Origin of the sequence: Haemophilus parainfluenzae, from assembly GCF_003252725.1 — a bacterium.
GTDB lineage: Bacteria > Pseudomonadota > Gammaproteobacteria > Enterobacterales > Pasteurellaceae > Haemophilus_D > Haemophilus_D parainfluenzae_L.
In genome coordinates, this window is the sequence record NZ_QEPO01000003.1 from 71,132 (window position 1) to 88,499 (window position 17,368).

The following is a 17,368-nucleotide window of genomic DNA, read 5'->3' on the forward strand; positions in this document are numbered from 1 at the left end:
TTTATGTCAGAACAATCCCTTTCTAGTCAAATATTTACCCGAAAAATGCTGATCTGTGTTTTCACTGGATTTAGTTCGGGTTTACCACTTTTCGTGTTATTGCAAATGTTGCCAGTGTGGCTGACAGATAAAGGGCTTTCCGTTGAATTAATCGGTGCATTGACAGGGGTGATGGTGCCATATGGTTTGAAGTTTTTATGGGCGCCGTTATTAGATCGCTATTTCCCACATTTTTTAGGGCGTCGTCGTAGTTGGTTATTGATTTCTCAAGTGATTTTGCTGATTTCCCTTTATGCGATTAGTCAGTTTGATCCCGTGGCAGAGTTAAGTACGGTGGCTAAAATTGCCACATTTATTGCCTTTTTCTCTGCGACACAAGATATTGTACTCGATGCTTATCGTCGTGAAATTTTAACGGATAATGAATTAGGATTGGGGAACACCATCCATATTAATGCTTATCGTGTTGCAGGCTTAATTCCTGGCGGGCTCTCGCTTTATTTAGCGACGATTTATCCATGGGAAACCGTCTTTTTATTGACCGCACTTTGTATGCTAGCGGGCATATTTATGACGCTCTTTTTAGCGAAAGAACCAAACATTGCACAGGTCGATCGTGATCAACCTTTCTATGTGGTGTTTTGGATACCTTTGAAAGAGTTCTTCCAACGCAAAGGTGTCGCCCAAGCGATCGGTTTTTTACTCTTTTTATTCTTGTATAAATTTGGCGATTCATTTGCTACTACGTTACAAACGAAATTCGTCTATGACATGGGCTTTGAAAAAGAGCATATTGCGTTGGTGGTAAAAAGTACCTCACTTTGGGCGAGTATCTCTGCCGGTCTCGTGGGGGGTGTGATTATGTTGCGCCTAGGCATTAATCGCGCATTATGGGTATTTGGTTTTATCCAATTGATTACTATTGGTGGATTTATTTGGTTGGCTGCATTTGGGCATTTTGACCATATAGGTGCTGCAGAACTTTGGAAATTAGGTTTCGTGATTGCGGGTGAATATATCGGTGTTGGTCTTGGTACCGCCGCCTTTGTCGCCTTTATGGCTCGCGAAACGAATCCGCTTTATACAGCCACTCAATTAGCTTTATTTACCAGCCTTTCTGCTTTACCAAGTAAAGGGCTTGGTATGTTATCGGGTTACTTGGTTAAAGCAGTGGGCTACTATCATTTTTTCTGGATTTGTTTATTCCTCGCTATCCCAGGAATGATTTGTTTATTCTGGGTGGCACCATGGAATGAAAAAGGAAATAAAAAAAGCTTAAAATAAAATAAAGTGCGGTCAAAATTTACAGTAAAATCATTTGACCAAACAAGGCTTTAACGGTATTTTAAACAGGTCTATTATTTATTGGAGATTTGTATGAAAATTATTCTTTTAGGTGCACCTGGTGCAGGAAAAGGCACACAAGCACAATTTATTATGAACAAGTTTGGCATCCCACAAATTTCAACAGGGGACATGTTCCGTGCAGCGATTAAAGCAGGGACAGAATTAGGCAAACAAGCAAAAGCATTAATGGATGAAGGGAAATTAGTACCGGATGAATTAACCGTGGCATTAGTAAAAGATCGTATTTCTCAACCAGATTGTGCAAATGGTTTCTTATTAGATGGTTTCCCACGTACGATTCCACAAGCAGATGCGTTAAAAGAGTCAGGTGTGAAAATTGATTACGTTTTAGAGTTTGATGTACCGGATGAAGTGATCGTTGAACGTATGAGTGGTCGTCGTGTACACCAAGCGTCAGGTCGTTCTTACCACATCGTTTACAATCCACCAAAAGTGGAAGGTAAAGATGATGTAACGGGTGAAGATTTAATTATCCGTGCAGATGATAAACCAGAAACTGTATTAGATCGTTTAGCGGTTTACCACAAACAAACCAGCCCATTAATTGATTATTACCAAGCTGAAGCGAAAGCAGGTAATACGCAATATTTCCGTTTAGATGGTACTCAAAAAGTGGAAGCTGTAAGCCAAGAGTTAGATAAAATCTTAGGCTAAAATAGACTGGAAACTGACCGCACTTTGAAGAGAAAAGTGCGGTTAATTTTTCAAAAGGATTTTGAGATCATAAATTGAGATCGTATTTGGGGACATTATGAGCAAGAAAAGAACAATAGCATTGACGATTTCGGCTATCGCAGTGGCACTTGGGATCGGCGCACAATTTTATACCAATCACAAAATCGATCAGGTATTAAAAAATTTCCCTTACTCTTTGGATAATCAAGCAACATTGAATGTGACGCAAACCGCGAAAAACTTTTTTATTCGTGAGTTGATCTTTAGTGTAAAAGATATCGATGCGAAAAGCACAAATGTGATTTCAACTAAGCTCACCGCGCTGCCTTTCTTCATTACAGCAGAGTCTCAGTTATCCGATCAATTAGTTCGTCAATTAAATAAAACATTAAATATCACGATTGATAAAAACACGATTAATAGTAAATTTTCGCCGGTAGGAGATTATTTACAGTCTGATATTTTGACGGAATTCCGTGATTTCGCGAATAAGTCCCAAAACCTTTCTATCGGTCTTCATTTCTTAAAAAATAAAGAAGTTGAGCTGAAAACTACCTTAAGTGGTTTTAATTACGATAAAGACACGAAACTTGAAGAAATTGATGGTGAAGCTCGCCTTGTGCCTGTCGGTGCAAATCAATACGACCTATCAAGTATTGACCTAACCGCAAAAAATGCCGAAGTAGCATTGTTAAATGGGGAAAATACCCATGTTTATATGAAAAATGCGACTTATCATTTTGACGTAAAACCAGGCGAAGCAGATAAGCGTGATCTGAGTACAAAATTCAGCAGTGATATTTTGCGCGTTGCCAATAAAAGTCGTACGACAGAAGAAAGCCAAGCAACAGCGGGTGGTTTAAATTTATTGATTAAACAAAATGGCGTGCCAAGTGCGGTCAATTTTCATCATGAATTTAAAAAATTAAGTGATGGCTCACTAGACATTAAAGACGGCGTCAATTTGTTAACGAAAATTTTTACACAAAACGATCGTTTTGATGGTTCGTTATCCGTGCTTTCTGTCAATGTGCCTAAAAATAATCAACCTTACTTTAACTTACAAAATGCCGGTCTTGAACTTAAGTTGGCGAATACGGATTTAACCAAGGCTAATGTAGATTTTAAACTGAATGTTGATAGTGTGAAGCAAACCCCTGCCGATGAAGAGCGTAAATGGGAAGCTAAAGGCGGTAAAGTTAATATTCAGTTAGATGATTACAACGTGGCAAACGAATTAGCGTTTGTACCGTTTTTATTAGATGCTTTTGCTGAGAAAGAGGCACCATCAAAAGACAATAAAGACTTCTTGAATGCCAAAGATAAATGGGTGAAAGAATTTAGTGGCAAAACCAATATTGAGGCAGCCTTAAAATCATTTAATATGGCCGATTTAGTGCTTGATGACGTATCAGCCAGTGATAAGACGGAAACATTAGACAATGATCAATATAATGAACATATCACATTGTCTGCGAATAAAGCCAGTTATCCAAGTGCAGGGTTCCAATTTGAAAAATTAGTAGCTGATGCACCATTTAAAATTAATCACAGCAAAGCACATTTATCAGCAAGATTTTGCTCAGCACCGTTTTATGGGGCTTTATGCAGCACGCATTTAACGTCAGCCACATTTGATAAGTACATTAAAAACTCTTGGAAAGAGCTTGATTTAATCGTTGATAATGCAACGTTGAATTTAAATCTTAATACTTATCCGGAGACCAATGCTTATCCAGTTAAATTGGAAGTGAGTGGTATTGTGCCCCAAGTGCCTGAAGATGATTCATCAGACATGATTCCAGATAATATTGAAGGCACATTTAATCTGACATTAAGTAAAATGTTGTTTGATGATCAAAATGAAAAAGCCTTAGCCATTAAGGAAAATTCATACTTTTGGCAATATTTAAGTAGTTTTGTGAAACATGATGGAAAACTTCACCGAGAATTTGTGGAAGAAGGTGATAATTACGTTTCTAGAGTGGAAAAAACGGAAAATGGTTACTTAATTAATGGTCGTACGCTTGAAGATCTTCGTCAAGAAAGCATGATGGAGACTGATGAGGGCGAAGAAGAGAAGCCTGCAGCAACTGACTAGTTGAAAGGATAATATAAAAATGACCGCACTTGAGATTCAAAGTGCGGTCATTTTTTTATCTGTTTTTGATTACTTCACTAATCCACCACTTGCTTGTAAATCAGCATGGTAGGAAGAGCGAACAAATGGGCCACAGGCTGCGTGTTCAAAGCCCATTGCGTTGGCTTTATTACGGAACTCATCAAATTCGGCTGGTGGCACATAGCGCGCAACCGGTAAGTGATGGCGACTAGGTTGAAGGTATTGACCCAGTGTAAGCATGGTGACGCCGTTTGCACGTAAGTCTTCCATCACTTCAAGAATTTCTTCATTGGTTTCACCCAATCCAACCATTAAGCCTGATTTAGTAGGGATGTTTGGGAACATTTCTTTGAAATCATGAAGTAATTTCAAAGACCACTGATAATCAGCACCCGGACGAATTTCTTTATATAAACGTGGCACATTTTCCAAGTTGTGGTTGAACACATCCGGTGGATTGTCTTTTAATTTTTCTAAGGCTTGAGTAATACGTCCACGGAAATCAGGAACCAAAATCTCAATTTTGATGCCAGGGTTTAATGCACGCACTTCTTTTACACATTCAGCAAAATGACCTGCACCACGATCAGGTAAATCATCACGGTCTACAGAGGTAATCACCACATATTTCAACTTCATATCTTGGATAGTTTCAGCTAATTTACGTGGTTCATCCGGATCGGGTGGTAATGGTTTACCATGTGCAACGTCACAGAAAGGGCAACGACGAGTACAAATCGCCCCTAAAATCATAAAGGTTGCCGTACCATGGTTAAAGCACTCGTGTAAATTTGGACAAGACGCTTCTTCGCAGACAGAATGTAGGCCATGACGACGCATCCCGTTTTTGATAGTCTCGATCTTTAATGAGCTAGATGGCAATTTGATTTTCATCCATTCCGGCTTTTTCAATAATTCTTGATTAGGATCGATGTTTTTAACAGGGATGATCGATGTTTTGGCAGCATCGCGGTATTTCACTCCGCGTTCCATTTTAAAAGGCGTTGACATTGTTCTTTCCTAAAGAAAAATGCCTGATTCAGGCATTTTTAAATGTGTTATAAAAGTGAATGTTATAAATTTGTAACATTATAGCCCAAAAGTTCAGCAAAGTGTTTAATTAATTTTGGGGAAACCTTGTCAAGTGTCGCCTCTTCTTTACCGATAAAATCAGCAAGCTGACACATTTCAAGTCCTGCATAGCCACAAGGATTAATGTAGTGGAAAGGATTGAGATCCATATTGATATTAAACGCAAGCCCATGGAAAGAGCAGCCTTTACGGATACGTAAACCTAATGAACAGATTTTTTTGCCATCAATATACACGCCAGGTGCATCAGGTTTGGGATAACCTTCAATGCCATAGTCTGCAAGGGTTTTCACAACAGATTGTTCAAGTGCGGTCACTAATTGACGAACATTTAAATGTTCATGACGCTTGATATCAATGAGCACATACATGACCTGCTGACCAGGACCATGATAGGTAATTTGGCCACCACGATCCGATTGTACAACAGGAATATCACTGCGTTGTAATAAGTGTTCTGGTTTGCCCGCTTGGCCTTGTGTGAAAACAGGATGATGCTCAATTAACCAAATTTCATCGGTGGTTTCTGCATTTCGATTATCCGTGAATTCCTGCATTTTGTGCCAGATCTCTTGATAATCTTGTAATCCTAATTGACGGACAATTAAATCTGTTTTGTTCATCTTAGATAACCATTTTGACACCTTCAACTTTAGCAAGCTCTTTGTAAAGCGTTTCTACTTGCTCAAAGTTTTGTGCCACGATATCAATTGAAACAGAATTATAGGTTCCTTTGCTGCTGGGTTTTTCCTTTGGAATATAATCACCCGGTAAATATTTTTGTATCACTGCTACGATGTCTTGCGCTAAACCTTCACGGTTAACACCTGCGACTTTAAATGTCATTGCAGCGGGAAATTCCATTACTTCTTTTAGTTTTTCATAATCGTTTTCGGTTGTCATGTTGTTTCCTTAATTTAAGAATAAGGTGCGTGAATCAGCTAAATTAACACACCTTACGAATTTATTGATGTGATATAAATGGGGAAGTGCGGTTAATTTTCAAGGTGTTTAGTCAAATAATCCTTTAACTGTTAATACTAACCAGTCCCAACCTTTACCTAAGAAGCCGCCTTCTTGTACATCTTCTAATGCTTGAAGATTTACGGTAGCGACATCTTTGCCGTCTAATTGATAAACGATTTTACCCACCACTTGGCCTTTTGCTAAAGGTGCTTGTAAGTATTTGTTATCTAATTCATAACGTGCTTTTAAGTCAGTTTGTTTACCTTTTGGCACAGTGATAAAGCCATCTTCTAATACACCAAGTTTAACGTCACCTTTATCACCGTAGTAAACAGATTGTTTGGAAATTTCTTCGCCTGCTTTTTGAGTTTTTAAGGTTTCAAAGTTAGCAAAACCCCATTGTAAGAGTTTTTTACTTTCTACTTCACGGCCTTTATAGGTCGGTACACCCATTACAACAGAAATTAAACGCATATTGTTTGGACTTGTTGCTGATGCGACAAGATTGTAACCTGCTTGGCTTGTGTGACCGGTTTTCATACCATCCACGTTAATGGTTTTATCCCATAATAAGCCATTACGGTTAGGTTGTTTGATTTTGTTAAAGGTGAAGTCTTTTTCAGCGTAGATTTTATATTCTTCCGGTAAATCACGGATAATGTGCGCACCAATAATCGCCATATCACGTGCAGTTGAATATTGGTTTGGATCGTCTAAACCATGTGGAGTCGTGAAGTTTGTATTTTTTAAGCCAAATTGTTGAACGTATTTATTCATGGTATCAACGAAGTTAGCCACGGTACCCGAAATATGTTCAGCTACTGCGACACAAGCATCATTACCAGAAACAATGATAATCCCTTTGTTTAAATCACCCACAGACACTTGTTGATTTAAATTTAAGAACATTTTTGACGAATCAGGGAAATTTCTACCCCAAGCGCTTTCACTAATTGTCACCATATCTTCATTATGGATTTTACCTTGTTTTAATGCTGCCCCAACCACGTAGCTAGTCATCATTTTCGTTAATGAAGCGGGGTATTGACGTTGGTCTGGGTTAAGTGATGCAAGTACCGCACCAGAATTGTAATCCATTAAAACATAAGTTTGCGCATTCACTTCCGGTACTGCGATACCGTATTGAATATCTTCAGCAGCAGCAAATGTTGATACTGCCATTAATCCCGAGCAGAGTGCAATTTTTTTCAATTTTGCAGATTGTTTTAACATAGCATTTCCTTTAATAGCTTATTGGTTTTTATAAGTATAAACGATTACGGGTTGCCCATTGATCGTTTTTTGTAATTTTGTTTTTAATTGATTCATATCCGCTTGATCCGCAATTGGTCCAAAATGGATTTCATAGTTTCGCCCGTTTTGGTTAATTTCGGTTTTTATGTCGTCTAACGCGAGCTTTGTGATGATGCTTTCTGCTTGATTTTTTGACGACAGCGCGAGTAGTTTTAGCTTGAAGACAGTTTTGGCATCGTTTGTGCTGTCTAAGTTTTGATTTTTTTTTTCGTTATTTTTATTGATAACTAAACGATCACTGGCCTCTTGCGTTTTAGCATGCTTGGCGAGTGTTTTTGCCCCTGCACCTGAAATTTGACCTTTGTGATCCACATGTAACGCTTCAATTCTTACTTGCCCTGTACCACGAGCAATAAGACCCAATTCTTTCGCAGCAGAATGGGATAAGTCAATGATACGTTTCTCACTGAATGGACCGCGATCATTAATTCGCACAATCACTTTGCGATTATTATGCAAGTTTGTGACAACTGCATAAGAGTTTAAAGGCAACGTTTTATGGGCTGCAGTGAAAAGAGCCGAATTATAGCGTTCACCATTAGCTGTTTTACGACCATTAAATTTATGGTGGTAATAACTTGCTGTCCCTTCTTTTGAATAGGACTTTGCCTCATCACCTTGTGTGGTGTATGTTCTACCATTCACTTCATAGCTTTGTGGCGCTTGAACGGTCGTAGTAATCGACAGCGAATCCCCTTGAATACCATACATTTTTTGTGTATCGGCAAAAGCAGAGAAACTTGAGCTGCTTATCAAGGTGAAAAGTGCGGTCGTTTTTAAGATGTTTTTTAATGTCATACTTATTACTTTCAAGATTATCGGTGCTCTTCATAAGAAAGCCAAAAGGAAAATTAGTTCCCTTTCATAAAGCGAGGTTTGTGAGTATGAATAGACATCACTAAACCAAAGCTCGCCATAATGGCCACATATGAAGTACCGCCGTAGCTAAAGAGTGGTAAAGGCACCCCTACGACAGGCAAAATGCCGCTCACCATACCAATATTCACGAAGACATAAACGAAGAATATCAGTGTGGTTGCACCAGCAAGAATACGCCCGAAAGAGGTTTCTGCATTTACCGCAATCATTAAGCCACGGATAATAATAAACAAATAAATTGCCATCAGAATAAGAAAACCGACCATTCCATGTTCTTCACTCATCACGGCAAAAATAAAATCAGTGTGTGGTTCAGGCAAAAATTCTAATTGGGATTGTGTCCCTTGCATCCATCCCTTGCCAGATATACCGCCTGAACCGATGGCAATTTTGGATTGCAAAATATGGTAACCCGCACCAAGAGGATCTTTCTCGGGGTCAAGTAACGTTAATACACGCATGCGTTGGTAGTCATGCATTAAATACATCCACATGATAGGAATAAATGCCGCTAATCCAACTACAGCAGCAAGAATAAGCCACCAACTCATCCCTGCTAAGAATACCACGAATAAGCCTGATGCACTAACCAGAATTGATGTGCCTAAGTCTGGTTGAATAGCCACAAGTAAAGTTGGCACAATAATCATGGCAATAGCAATAAAGGTTTCGCTCATTTTCGGTGGTAGTGGACGGTTACCTAAATATACTGCGACCATTAATGGTACCGCGAGTTTGACAATTTCAGAAGGTTGAAAGCGAATAAACCCAAGATCTAACCAACGTTGCGCCCCTTTACTGGTTGTTCCGATAGCATCAACCAAGATCAGCATGATAAAACCCACCAAATATAGGTAAGGAGCGAGTCGCTGATAAAATTTAGGGGGAAGTTGCGCCATAATCATCATCACGGCAAAACCTAATATGACCTGAATAATACGATTTTGGAACATGACTTCACTGGCGCCTGATGCACTATAAAGCACAAGCATGCCATAAGCCGTAATAGCGGCTAATCCAATAAATAATAAAAAATCAATATGTAAGCGTTGCCATAATCGCAAGCATAAAGGCACTTTTTCTTCCATTATTCATTCTCACTTGGTTGAGATTCTAGTGCTGGCGCATCTAAATCAGTTTGGTCCGTCTTTTTCTCTTTTTCAGCATTTTCTTGACGTTCAATTTGTGGCAAGCGTTTATTCAAGTAGAAATCCATAATTTGCCGTGCAATTGGTGCCGCATTACTTGAACCACCGCCCGCATTTTCTAAAATAATGGTGACAACTAATTTCGGATCTTCATAAGGCGCATAGGCCGTGAACCAAGCATGGTCATGTAGTTCTTTTTTCAATCCCGCCGCATTATATTTTTGGTTTTCTTTTAAGCTGAATACCTGTGCGGTACCGGATTTCCCTGCTACGTGGTAATTCGTACCGATAAAGGCTTTTCGTCCTGTCCCTGCACCTGAATTCACCACATTGAACATACCGCGCTTAGCGGCATCCCAATAAGCTTGTTTCGGATCGGTAATATCTTCATATAAAAGCGGATCTTGATACGGCTCAATGGTGGCACCTTCAACCGATTTCATTAAGTGCGGTGTATGAATTTTACCGTTATTGACCACAATAGAGGTCGCTTTTGCCACTTGTAATGGTGTAGCCGTCCAATAACCCTGACCTATACCCACTGAGATTGTATCGCCTTGTACCCAAGGTTTTTTGTAACGTTTTTGTTTCCATTCTTTACTCGGCATATTAGCCGTGGCTTCTTCTTGAATTTCAATCCCTGTTGGCATACCAAAGCCAAAACGTTTCATCCACATGGAAAAACGGTCAATACCTAAATTAAAGGCGGTTTGATAGAAGAAGGTATCCGATGATTCAGTAATGGCTTTGTTTAAATCCGTATAACCATGCCCTGTTTTTTTCCAATCTCGGAAACGTTTTGTTGAGTTTGGTAATGTCCAGTAACCTGGGTCAAAAATCGTGGTGTTAGGTGTAATCACCCCTTCAGTTAATGCCGCAACTGCAACGAATGGTTTTACGGTAGAGGCCGGTGGATAGACCCCTTGTGTCGCACGACTGTAAAGTGGTCGAGTAGGGTCTTCTAGTAAACGCTTGTAATCGCTAGAAGAAATGCCATCGACGAATAAATTATTGTCATAGCTTGGTGTGGAAACCATCGCCAGTACGCTGTTATCTTTAGGATCAAGCACAACAACAGCGCCTTTTTGACCTGAAAGAAGCGACATAATAAAGCGCTGAAGGGTAAAATCGATAGTCAGATGAATACTTTTACCCGCGGTGGCAGGTTGCTCACGTAATTTTCGAATAACTTTACCACGATTATTAATTTCAACCTCTTCAAACCCAGTTGTACCATGGAGTTGTTCTTCGTAATAACGCTCAATACCCAGTTTTCCCATGTCCGTAGAGCCGGAATAGTTAGCAAATTTTTCTTCTTTTTTTAGGCGCTCAACATCTCGGTCATTAATGCGTCCAACATAACCCAAAATATGAGTCATGGCTTCTCCATATAGGTAATTTCGTTTGAAATAAGGACGTACATCAAGGCTTGGATATTTATACTGGTTTACTGCAAAACGGGCAATTTGTTCTTCCGTTAAGCTTGGTTTGAGTAAAATCGGCGTATAACGTGTACCACGACGGCGCTCTTTTTTGAAATGCTCAATGTCTTCATCAGTGAGTCCCACAACATAGCGCAATTCTTGAAAAGTGCGGTCTAAATTTTCTGTTTTTTCTGGCACGATATATAAACCGAAAAAAGTGAGGTTTTCTGCCAGTAACTCGCCGTAACGGTCGTAAATTAATCCGCGAGTAGGAGGAAGCGGAAGTAATTTAATACGGTTACCATTTGAGCGAGTTTGGTACATGTCGTAATTCACCACCTGGAGATGGTAAATATTGGCAAATAGTACGCCGCTGAGAGCCAAAATACCGATGAATGCCACCAATGTTCGACGCGCAAACAAATTCCGCTCCGCTTTTTTATCGCGGATCGGTTCATTAGTTGGTGCAGAAAAGAATTTTTTTAAATTCATCGGTAATGTAATGCGTTATTCTCTGTGATAAGGATGGTTTGTTGTCAGTGACCAAGCGCGGTATAAACTTTCTGACACAACAACTCGCACTAACGGATGGGGCAGTGTGAGTGGTGACAGGGACCAACTTTGTTCTGCTGCAGCTTTACATTCAGGGGATAAGCCTTCTGGCCCGCCAATAAGCAAGTACACATCACGACCATCATTTTTCCAACTCTCTAATTGCTCAGCAAGTTGTGGTGTTGTCCAAGGTTTACCTGGGATATCTAATGTTACCACTTTGCCTTTTCCGCAAGCGGCAAGCATCGCTTTACCCTCTTGCTCTAAGATGCGTTTAATATCCGCATTTTTTCCACGCTTGCCTGCAGGAATTTCAATGAGTTCAAAAGGCATATCTTTAGGGAAACGACGTTGGTATTCTTCAAATCCAGTTGTCACCCAAGCCGGCATTTTTGTGCCTACAGCGATTAATGTGATTTTCATCCTTTTCCCTTTCAAAATACAGTCAAAATTGACCGCACTTTATGCCCAAAGTTTTTCTAACTGATACATTTCACGTGCATCACGTTGCATAATATGTACGATGGTTTGACCGAGATCCACCACGATCCAATCAGCTGTATTACGTCCTTCTTCACCAAAGGTTTCATAACCCGCTTTTTTACATTCTGCAATAAGGTTATCTGCCATAGCAGACACTTGGCGGCTAGATGTACCAGTACAAATAATCATATTTTCAGTAATCGATGATTTGCCTTTTACATCAAAATGCACAATTTCCGTGCCTTTTAAATCATCGAGTTTATCAATTACAAATTCAACTAATGACATTTCTTTTCCTATTTGAATAAAGCGATGAATTCTATCATTGAATGAGGGAAAGGGGTAGGCTTAGGGCGGATTTTATTTGAATTGTTTTATGGTTGTAACAGTGCTTGGCATAAACATTGGGGCAGTGATAGTGCCCCAAGTTTGAAAGGGTATTAAACCCATAAAAGAATCGCTAATAATTGTGGTGAAATGATCCGCAGGAACATTGTGAGCGGATAAACCGTCGCGTAGGAAAGGGATGCTGCACCACTTCCTTCTTTCAGTTCGTTTGCGAAAGCGAGCGCTGGCGGATCAGTCATCGACCCCGCCAATAAACCACAAAGTGAAAGATAATTTAATTTGGCATATAAACGCGCAATAACACCTACAATCATTAATGGTACGAGTGTGATAAAAATACCGTAGCCCATCCATTCAAGACCAGAACCATTGGTGAGTGTGTCTACAAAGCTACCGCCAGATTTTAAACCGACTACAGCAAGGAAGAGTACAATACCAATTTCTCGTAAAGCTAAGTTAGCACTTGGCGGCATAAACCAATAGAGTTTACCGATGGAGCCAATTCGAGCTAGGATTAACGCGACAACTAATGGTCCACCAGCAAGACCTAATTTTAATGCTACTGGGAAACCAGGAATGTAAAAAGGAATAGAGCCGAGTAACACCCCTAAGCCAATCCCAATAAATACTGGTAACATTTGCACTTGTAGCAGTTTTTGTTTAGCATTACCGATAACTGAAATGGCTTGGTTGAGAATGTCAGTTTTCCCCACCATGTGCAATACGTCACCGAATTGAAGGGTGGTATGGGCTGTTGGCACCAATTCCACACCCGCACGATTTAAACGTGAAATGACGACACCGTATTTTTGATGAATGCCGAGATGACGAATTTTTTTACCTAATACTTTTTCATTGGTAACCACAACGCGTTCAGAACGAATTTCGCCACTCAAGCTTGCGACCGGAACATCTACTTCTTCCCCGATAATAAGATGCATTTTTTTCAAGCCTTCAGGATTACCAACTAAATGCAAAATGTCACCAAGTTGAACATCGGTATCCGCTTTTGGCACAATGACTAATTCACCTCGTTTTAAGCGAGAACAAACTACATCTTCATCGTCAAAACCAGGGATCTCAATTAAATGGATACCATTAAGATTGGTATTAGTGACTTTTAGAGACATGCTTTTGAGCGCCTCTTTGTCGTGGCCACTTTCTTTTTCAAAATTCGCCGCTTCTTCATCCACTTTAATTTTAAAGAAAAGGCGAATAAGCCACATAGAAAGCAAAATGCCACAAATCCCAAAAGGATAGGCCATCGCATAGGCCATCCCCATGTTAGATGTCGTTTGTGACATCCCTAATTCGGAAAGAATTTGCTGACCCGCACCGAGAGATGGCGTATTTGTGACCGCACCCGAGTAAATACCAAGTGCGACATCGAGGGGAATATCGGCAAACTTATAAATGAGAATCGTCACTAACGCACCGAGCGCAACAATTAAGATCCCTAACCCATTTAAGGTTAGTCCCGACTGCCTTAAGGAAGCAAAAAAGCCCGGCCCCACTTGAATACCAATCGTATAAACAAACAGAATTAAGCCGAACTCTTGCACGAAATGTAGTGTATGGCTGTCCAGTTTAATGCCATATTGCGTGGTAAAATGGGCAACCAAAATACCACCAAATAGCACGCCACCAATACCTAATCCTACACCTTTAATTTTAAAATGCCCGATCCATAGACCAATTACAGCAACGAGGGCAAGCAAACTAATGGTAATCGCAGTTTCACTCATACCAACCTCTAATTTATTCAAAATTTAACTATTTTGGATTATAACAATTTGATTTCCTACCCGCTTGTAACAAAGTCAAAAAATGTTATCTCCATCACATTTTTTCTTGCTTAAAAATAAACACCGCCTAAAATGACCGCACTTTTTTGATTTTATAGGTTGATTATGGATTACGCTCAAGAGGCCATTAATTCGCTTTTATGGATAATAAAAACACTAGCGATGACAGCTGTTGTGTTTAGCTTTGGTATTTTCTTATTAGTCCGTTTTACCCACTGGGGTAAACAATTTTGGCAATTTGCGGGGGGGTATCTTTCACCACGTCGAAGTATTAAACCTTTGCTATTTTTCTTGTTAATTGTGGCGATGACATTAGTCAGTGTGCGTATTAGCTTGGTGCATTCAGAGTGGTATAACAATATGTACACGTCCTTACAGGAATTTAATGAACCAGTGTTTTGGGATCAAATGGTGCTGTTTTGTGTGATTGCGACAAGCTCTGTCATGACGGCATTACTTAGCTATTATTTAGAACAACGCTTTTCTATTAATTGGATTGAATGGTTGAATAGTCAGTTAGTCGATAAATGGATGGATAATCGTGCGTACTACAAAACGCAGTATGTTTCCGCTAACTTAGATAACCCCGATCAACGTATTCAACAAGATGTGCAATCTTATGTGAGAACCTCGCTTTCCTTAAGCACTGGTGTGATTGATGCTGTCACCTCGATGATTTCTTACACGATCTTATTGTGGGGATTAGCGGGGCCAATGATGGTATTTGGTACTGAAATTCCTCGTATGATGGTGTTCTTGGTGTTCACTTATGTGATTATCACAACCGTGATAGCATTCCGTTTAGGACGACCGTTAATTATGTTGAATTTCGTCAACGAACGCTTAAACGCTAACTATCGTTATTCTTTAATTCGTATCAAGGAATATGCGGAAAGTGTAGCATTTTATGCCGGTGAGAAAGTTGAGAGTAGCCAACTTTATAAACAATTCGGATCGGTGATCAATAACATGTGGGATATTGTTTATCGAACCTTAAAATTCTCTGGTTTTAACCTAGTGGTTAGCCAAGTTTCGGTCGTGTTCCCTTTACTCATTCAAGTGGGACGTTATTTCGAGAAGCAAATTAAACTCGGCGATCTTATGCAAACGCTACAAGTATTTGGTAAGTTGCATTCAAATCTTTCATTCTTCCGTAATTCTTACGACGGTTTTGCCGGATATAAAGCCACATTAGATCGTTTAACTGGCTTTAGTTATGCGATTGATATGGCGAATCGTCAATCTACGTCGCATTTACATGAACACGAAACAGACGTGATCTTTAAGGATTTAAGCATCAGTAATCCATTTGGAAAAACCTTAATTGAGAATTTAAATTTGACGCTGCCAAAAGGTTCAACCCTATTAATCCAAGGTAATTCTGGTGTGGGGAAAACCACGTTGTTGAGAACCGTGGCAGGGCTGTGGGCGTATTCTGAAGGGGATGTATATTGTCCAACCCACCAGCTTTTCTTATCGCAAAAACCTTATTTACCACAAGGTAGTTTATTGACTGCACTGGCTTATCCGAATGAAGAAAAGGTCTTTAATCGTGATGAGATGATTGAGGTATTAAAACAAGTGTCTTTAGGGCATTTACAAGATCGTTTAGATCAAGAACAAGACTGGACACGTATTCTTTCTCTCGGTGAGCAACAACGTTTGGCTTTCGCACGTTTGTTATTACATAAACCAAACGTCGCTTTCTTGGATGAAGCAACTGCGAGTATGGATGAAGGCTTAGAAGATACGATGTATCGACTATTAAAAGAACGTTTACCTAATACAACGGTTATTAGCGTGGGGCATCGTTCAACTTTACAAGCTTTCCATCAGCAACAATTGATGATCTTAGGTAACGGGAAGTGGCGATTCACTGATCGAAATCTCGTATAAAACACCATTAAAATTGACCGCAGTTACCTTGTTAGAAAAAATAGTGAGGTAAGTGTAGATGAACAAAGTAAAAAATCCTGTTATCAAACTCAATTTTTTGATACATTTAGGACAATTTTTTTCTATGCTCAGAAATGAGTAATTTTTCACCAAACTAATGACGGAATTCTTATGTTATTCAAAAAAATTCGTGGTTTATTTTCAAATGATCTTTCAATCGATCTAGGTACAGCAAATACATTAATTTACGTGAAAGGCCAAGGTATCGTACTTGATGAACCTTCAGTTGTGGCAATTCGTCAAGACCGTATGGGCGCATACAAAAGTATTGCGGCAGTAGGTAAAGAAGCAAAACAAATGCTTGGTCGTACCCCAAAAAGTATCGTGGCTATTCGCCCGATGAAAGATGGTGTAATTGCTGATTTTTCTGTGACAGAGAAAATGTTGCAATACTTTATCAAACAAGTACATAGCGGTAACTTTATGCGTCCTAGCCCGCGCGTGCTCGTTTGTGTACCGGCTGGTGCAACTCAAGTTGAACGTCGTGCAATCAAAGAATCAGCATTAGGTGCAGGTGCACGTGAAGTGTATTTAATTGAAGAGCCAATGGCGGCTGCTATCGGTGCTAACTTGCCGGTTTCTACAGCGATTGGTTCAATGGTCATTGATATCGGTGGTGGTACTACTGAAGTTGCTGTGATTTCTTTAAACGGTATCGTGTATTCATCTTCTGTACGTATTGGTGGTGACCGTTTTGATGAAGCGATCATCTCTTATGTTCGTCGTACTTTTGGTTCTGTTATCGGTGAGCCAACTGCAGAGCGTATCAAGCACGAAATTGGTTCAGCTTACATTCAAGAAGGTGATGAAATTTTAGAAATGGAAGTGCACGGTCATAACCTTGCTGAAGGTGCGCCTCGCTCATTCAAATTAACCTCTCGTGATGTACAAGAAGCTCTTCAACAACCATTAAATGGTATTGTTGCAGCAGTACGCACGGCACTTGAAGAATGCCAACCAGAACACGCTGCAGATATTTTCGAACGCGGTATGGTGTTAACGGGTGGTGGTGCTTTATTACGCAATATTGATGTATTGTTATCAAAAGAATGTGGCGTACCAGCAATCATCGCAGAAGAACCATTAACTTGTGTAGCTCGTGGTGGCGGTGAAGCAATCGAAATGATTGATATGCACGGCGGCGATATTTTTAGCGACGAAATTTAATCTCTAAAAGTGCGGTCAGAAAAATCGGCGTTTTTTAATTTGTCTGATTTTTTGACCGCACTTTTCCTT

At 39.8% G+C, this 17,368-nt stretch carries 15 protein-coding genes; 5 read left to right on the plus strand and 10 right to left on the minus strand.

What is annotated here, in order from left to right:
• Positions 1-3: 3 nt before the first annotated feature.
• The 3 genes from DPV85_RS05220 (at position 4) to DPV85_RS05230 (ending at position 4,144) form a co-directional block, all read left to right on the plus strand.
• Positions 4-1,284 carry an MFS transporter gene (locus DPV85_RS05220; RefSeq protein WP_111327306.1) on the plus strand — a complete coding sequence of 427 codons (1,281 nt, stop codon included), beginning with the start codon at positions 4-6 and terminating at the stop codon, positions 1,282-1,284.
• A 93-nt stretch (positions 1,285-1,377) separates the two neighbouring features.
• Positions 1,378-2,022, plus strand: coding sequence for an adenylate kinase (gene adk, locus DPV85_RS05225; protein ID WP_049374331.1), 645 nt, complete (start codon positions 1,378-1,380; stop codon positions 2,020-2,022).
• 97 nt (positions 2,023-2,119) lie between these two features.
• Positions 2,120-4,144, plus strand: a complete 2,025-nt coding sequence (locus DPV85_RS05230) for a hypothetical protein (protein ID WP_111327307.1) — start codon at positions 2,120-2,122, stop codon at positions 4,142-4,144.
• Between the two features lie 69 nt (positions 4,145-4,213).
• On the opposite strand, the gene lipA is transcribed toward DPV85_RS05230, so the two are convergent.
• From lipA to DPV85_RS05280, 10 genes are all read right to left on the minus strand, one after another.
• Positions 4,214-5,176, minus strand: a complete 963-nt coding sequence (lipA, locus tag DPV85_RS05235; RefSeq protein WP_111327308.1) for a lipoyl synthase — start codon at positions 5,174-5,176, stop codon at positions 4,214-4,216.
• Between the two features lie 62 nt (positions 5,177-5,238).
• On the minus strand, positions 5,239-5,880 hold the full coding sequence (gene lipB / locus DPV85_RS05240) for a lipoyl(octanoyl) transferase LipB (RefSeq protein ID WP_111327309.1): 642 nt from the start codon (positions 5,878-5,880) through the stop codon (positions 5,239-5,241).
• Position 5,881: 1 nt separating this feature from the next.
• Positions 5,882-6,160 carry a DUF493 family protein YbeD gene (gene ybeD / locus DPV85_RS05245; RefSeq protein WP_111327310.1) on the minus strand — a complete coding sequence of 93 codons (279 nt, stop codon included), beginning with the start codon at positions 6,158-6,160 and terminating at the stop codon, positions 5,882-5,884.
• A 108-nt stretch (positions 6,161-6,268) separates the two neighbouring features.
• Positions 6,269-7,456: a D-alanyl-D-alanine carboxypeptidase family protein gene (locus DPV85_RS05250; RefSeq protein WP_111327311.1), complete on the minus strand. Its 1,188-nt coding sequence runs from the start codon at positions 7,454-7,456 to the stop codon at positions 6,269-6,271.
• An 18-nt stretch (positions 7,457-7,474) separates the two neighbouring features.
• A complete protein-coding gene (locus tag DPV85_RS05255) occupies positions 7,475-8,335 on the minus strand; it encodes a septal ring lytic transglycosylase RlpA family protein (protein ID WP_111327312.1) in 861 nt (286 codons plus the stop codon).
• A 53-nt stretch (positions 8,336-8,388) separates the two neighbouring features.
• Complete coding sequence (rodA, locus tag DPV85_RS05260; protein ID WP_111327313.1) at positions 8,389-9,504, minus strand: rod shape-determining protein RodA; 1,116 nt, start codon at positions 9,502-9,504, stop codon at positions 8,389-8,391.
• On the minus strand, positions 9,504-11,480 hold the full coding sequence (gene mrdA, locus DPV85_RS05265; RefSeq protein ID WP_111327314.1) for a penicillin-binding protein 2: 1,977 nt from the start codon (positions 11,478-11,480) through the stop codon (positions 9,504-9,506). The genes rodA and mrdA overlap by 1 nt, the downstream gene beginning before the upstream one ends.
• A gap of 15 nt (positions 11,481-11,495) precedes the next feature.
• Positions 11,496-11,963, minus strand: a complete 468-nt coding sequence (gene rlmH, locus DPV85_RS05270) for a 23S rRNA (pseudouridine(1915)-N(3))-methyltransferase RlmH (protein WP_111327315.1) — start codon at positions 11,961-11,963, stop codon at positions 11,496-11,498.
• Positions 11,964-12,002: 39 nt separating this feature from the next.
• Positions 12,003-12,311 carry a ribosome silencing factor gene (rsfS, locus tag DPV85_RS05275; RefSeq protein ID WP_005695495.1) on the minus strand — a complete coding sequence of 103 codons (309 nt, stop codon included), beginning with the start codon at positions 12,309-12,311 and terminating at the stop codon, positions 12,003-12,005.
• Between the two features lie 152 nt (positions 12,312-12,463).
• Positions 12,464-14,116 carry a putative transporter gene (locus tag DPV85_RS05280; protein WP_111327316.1) on the minus strand — a complete coding sequence of 551 codons (1,653 nt, stop codon included), beginning with the start codon at positions 14,114-14,116 and terminating at the stop codon, positions 12,464-12,466.
• Positions 14,117-14,281: 165 nt separating this feature from the next.
• Here DPV85_RS05280 and DPV85_RS05285 point away from each other — a divergent pair, with 165 nt between their 5' ends.
• Positions 14,282-16,072 carry an ABC transporter ATP-binding protein/permease gene (locus DPV85_RS05285; RefSeq protein WP_111327317.1) on the plus strand — a complete coding sequence of 597 codons (1,791 nt, stop codon included), beginning with the start codon at positions 14,282-14,284 and terminating at the stop codon, positions 16,070-16,072.
• Positions 16,073-16,243: 171 nt separating this feature from the next.
• Positions 16,244-17,299 carry a rod shape-determining protein gene (locus tag DPV85_RS05290; RefSeq protein ID WP_014064069.1) on the plus strand — a complete coding sequence of 352 codons (1,056 nt, stop codon included), beginning with the start codon at positions 16,244-16,246 and terminating at the stop codon, positions 17,297-17,299.
• The last annotated feature ends 69 nt before the right edge of the window (positions 17,300-17,368 follow it).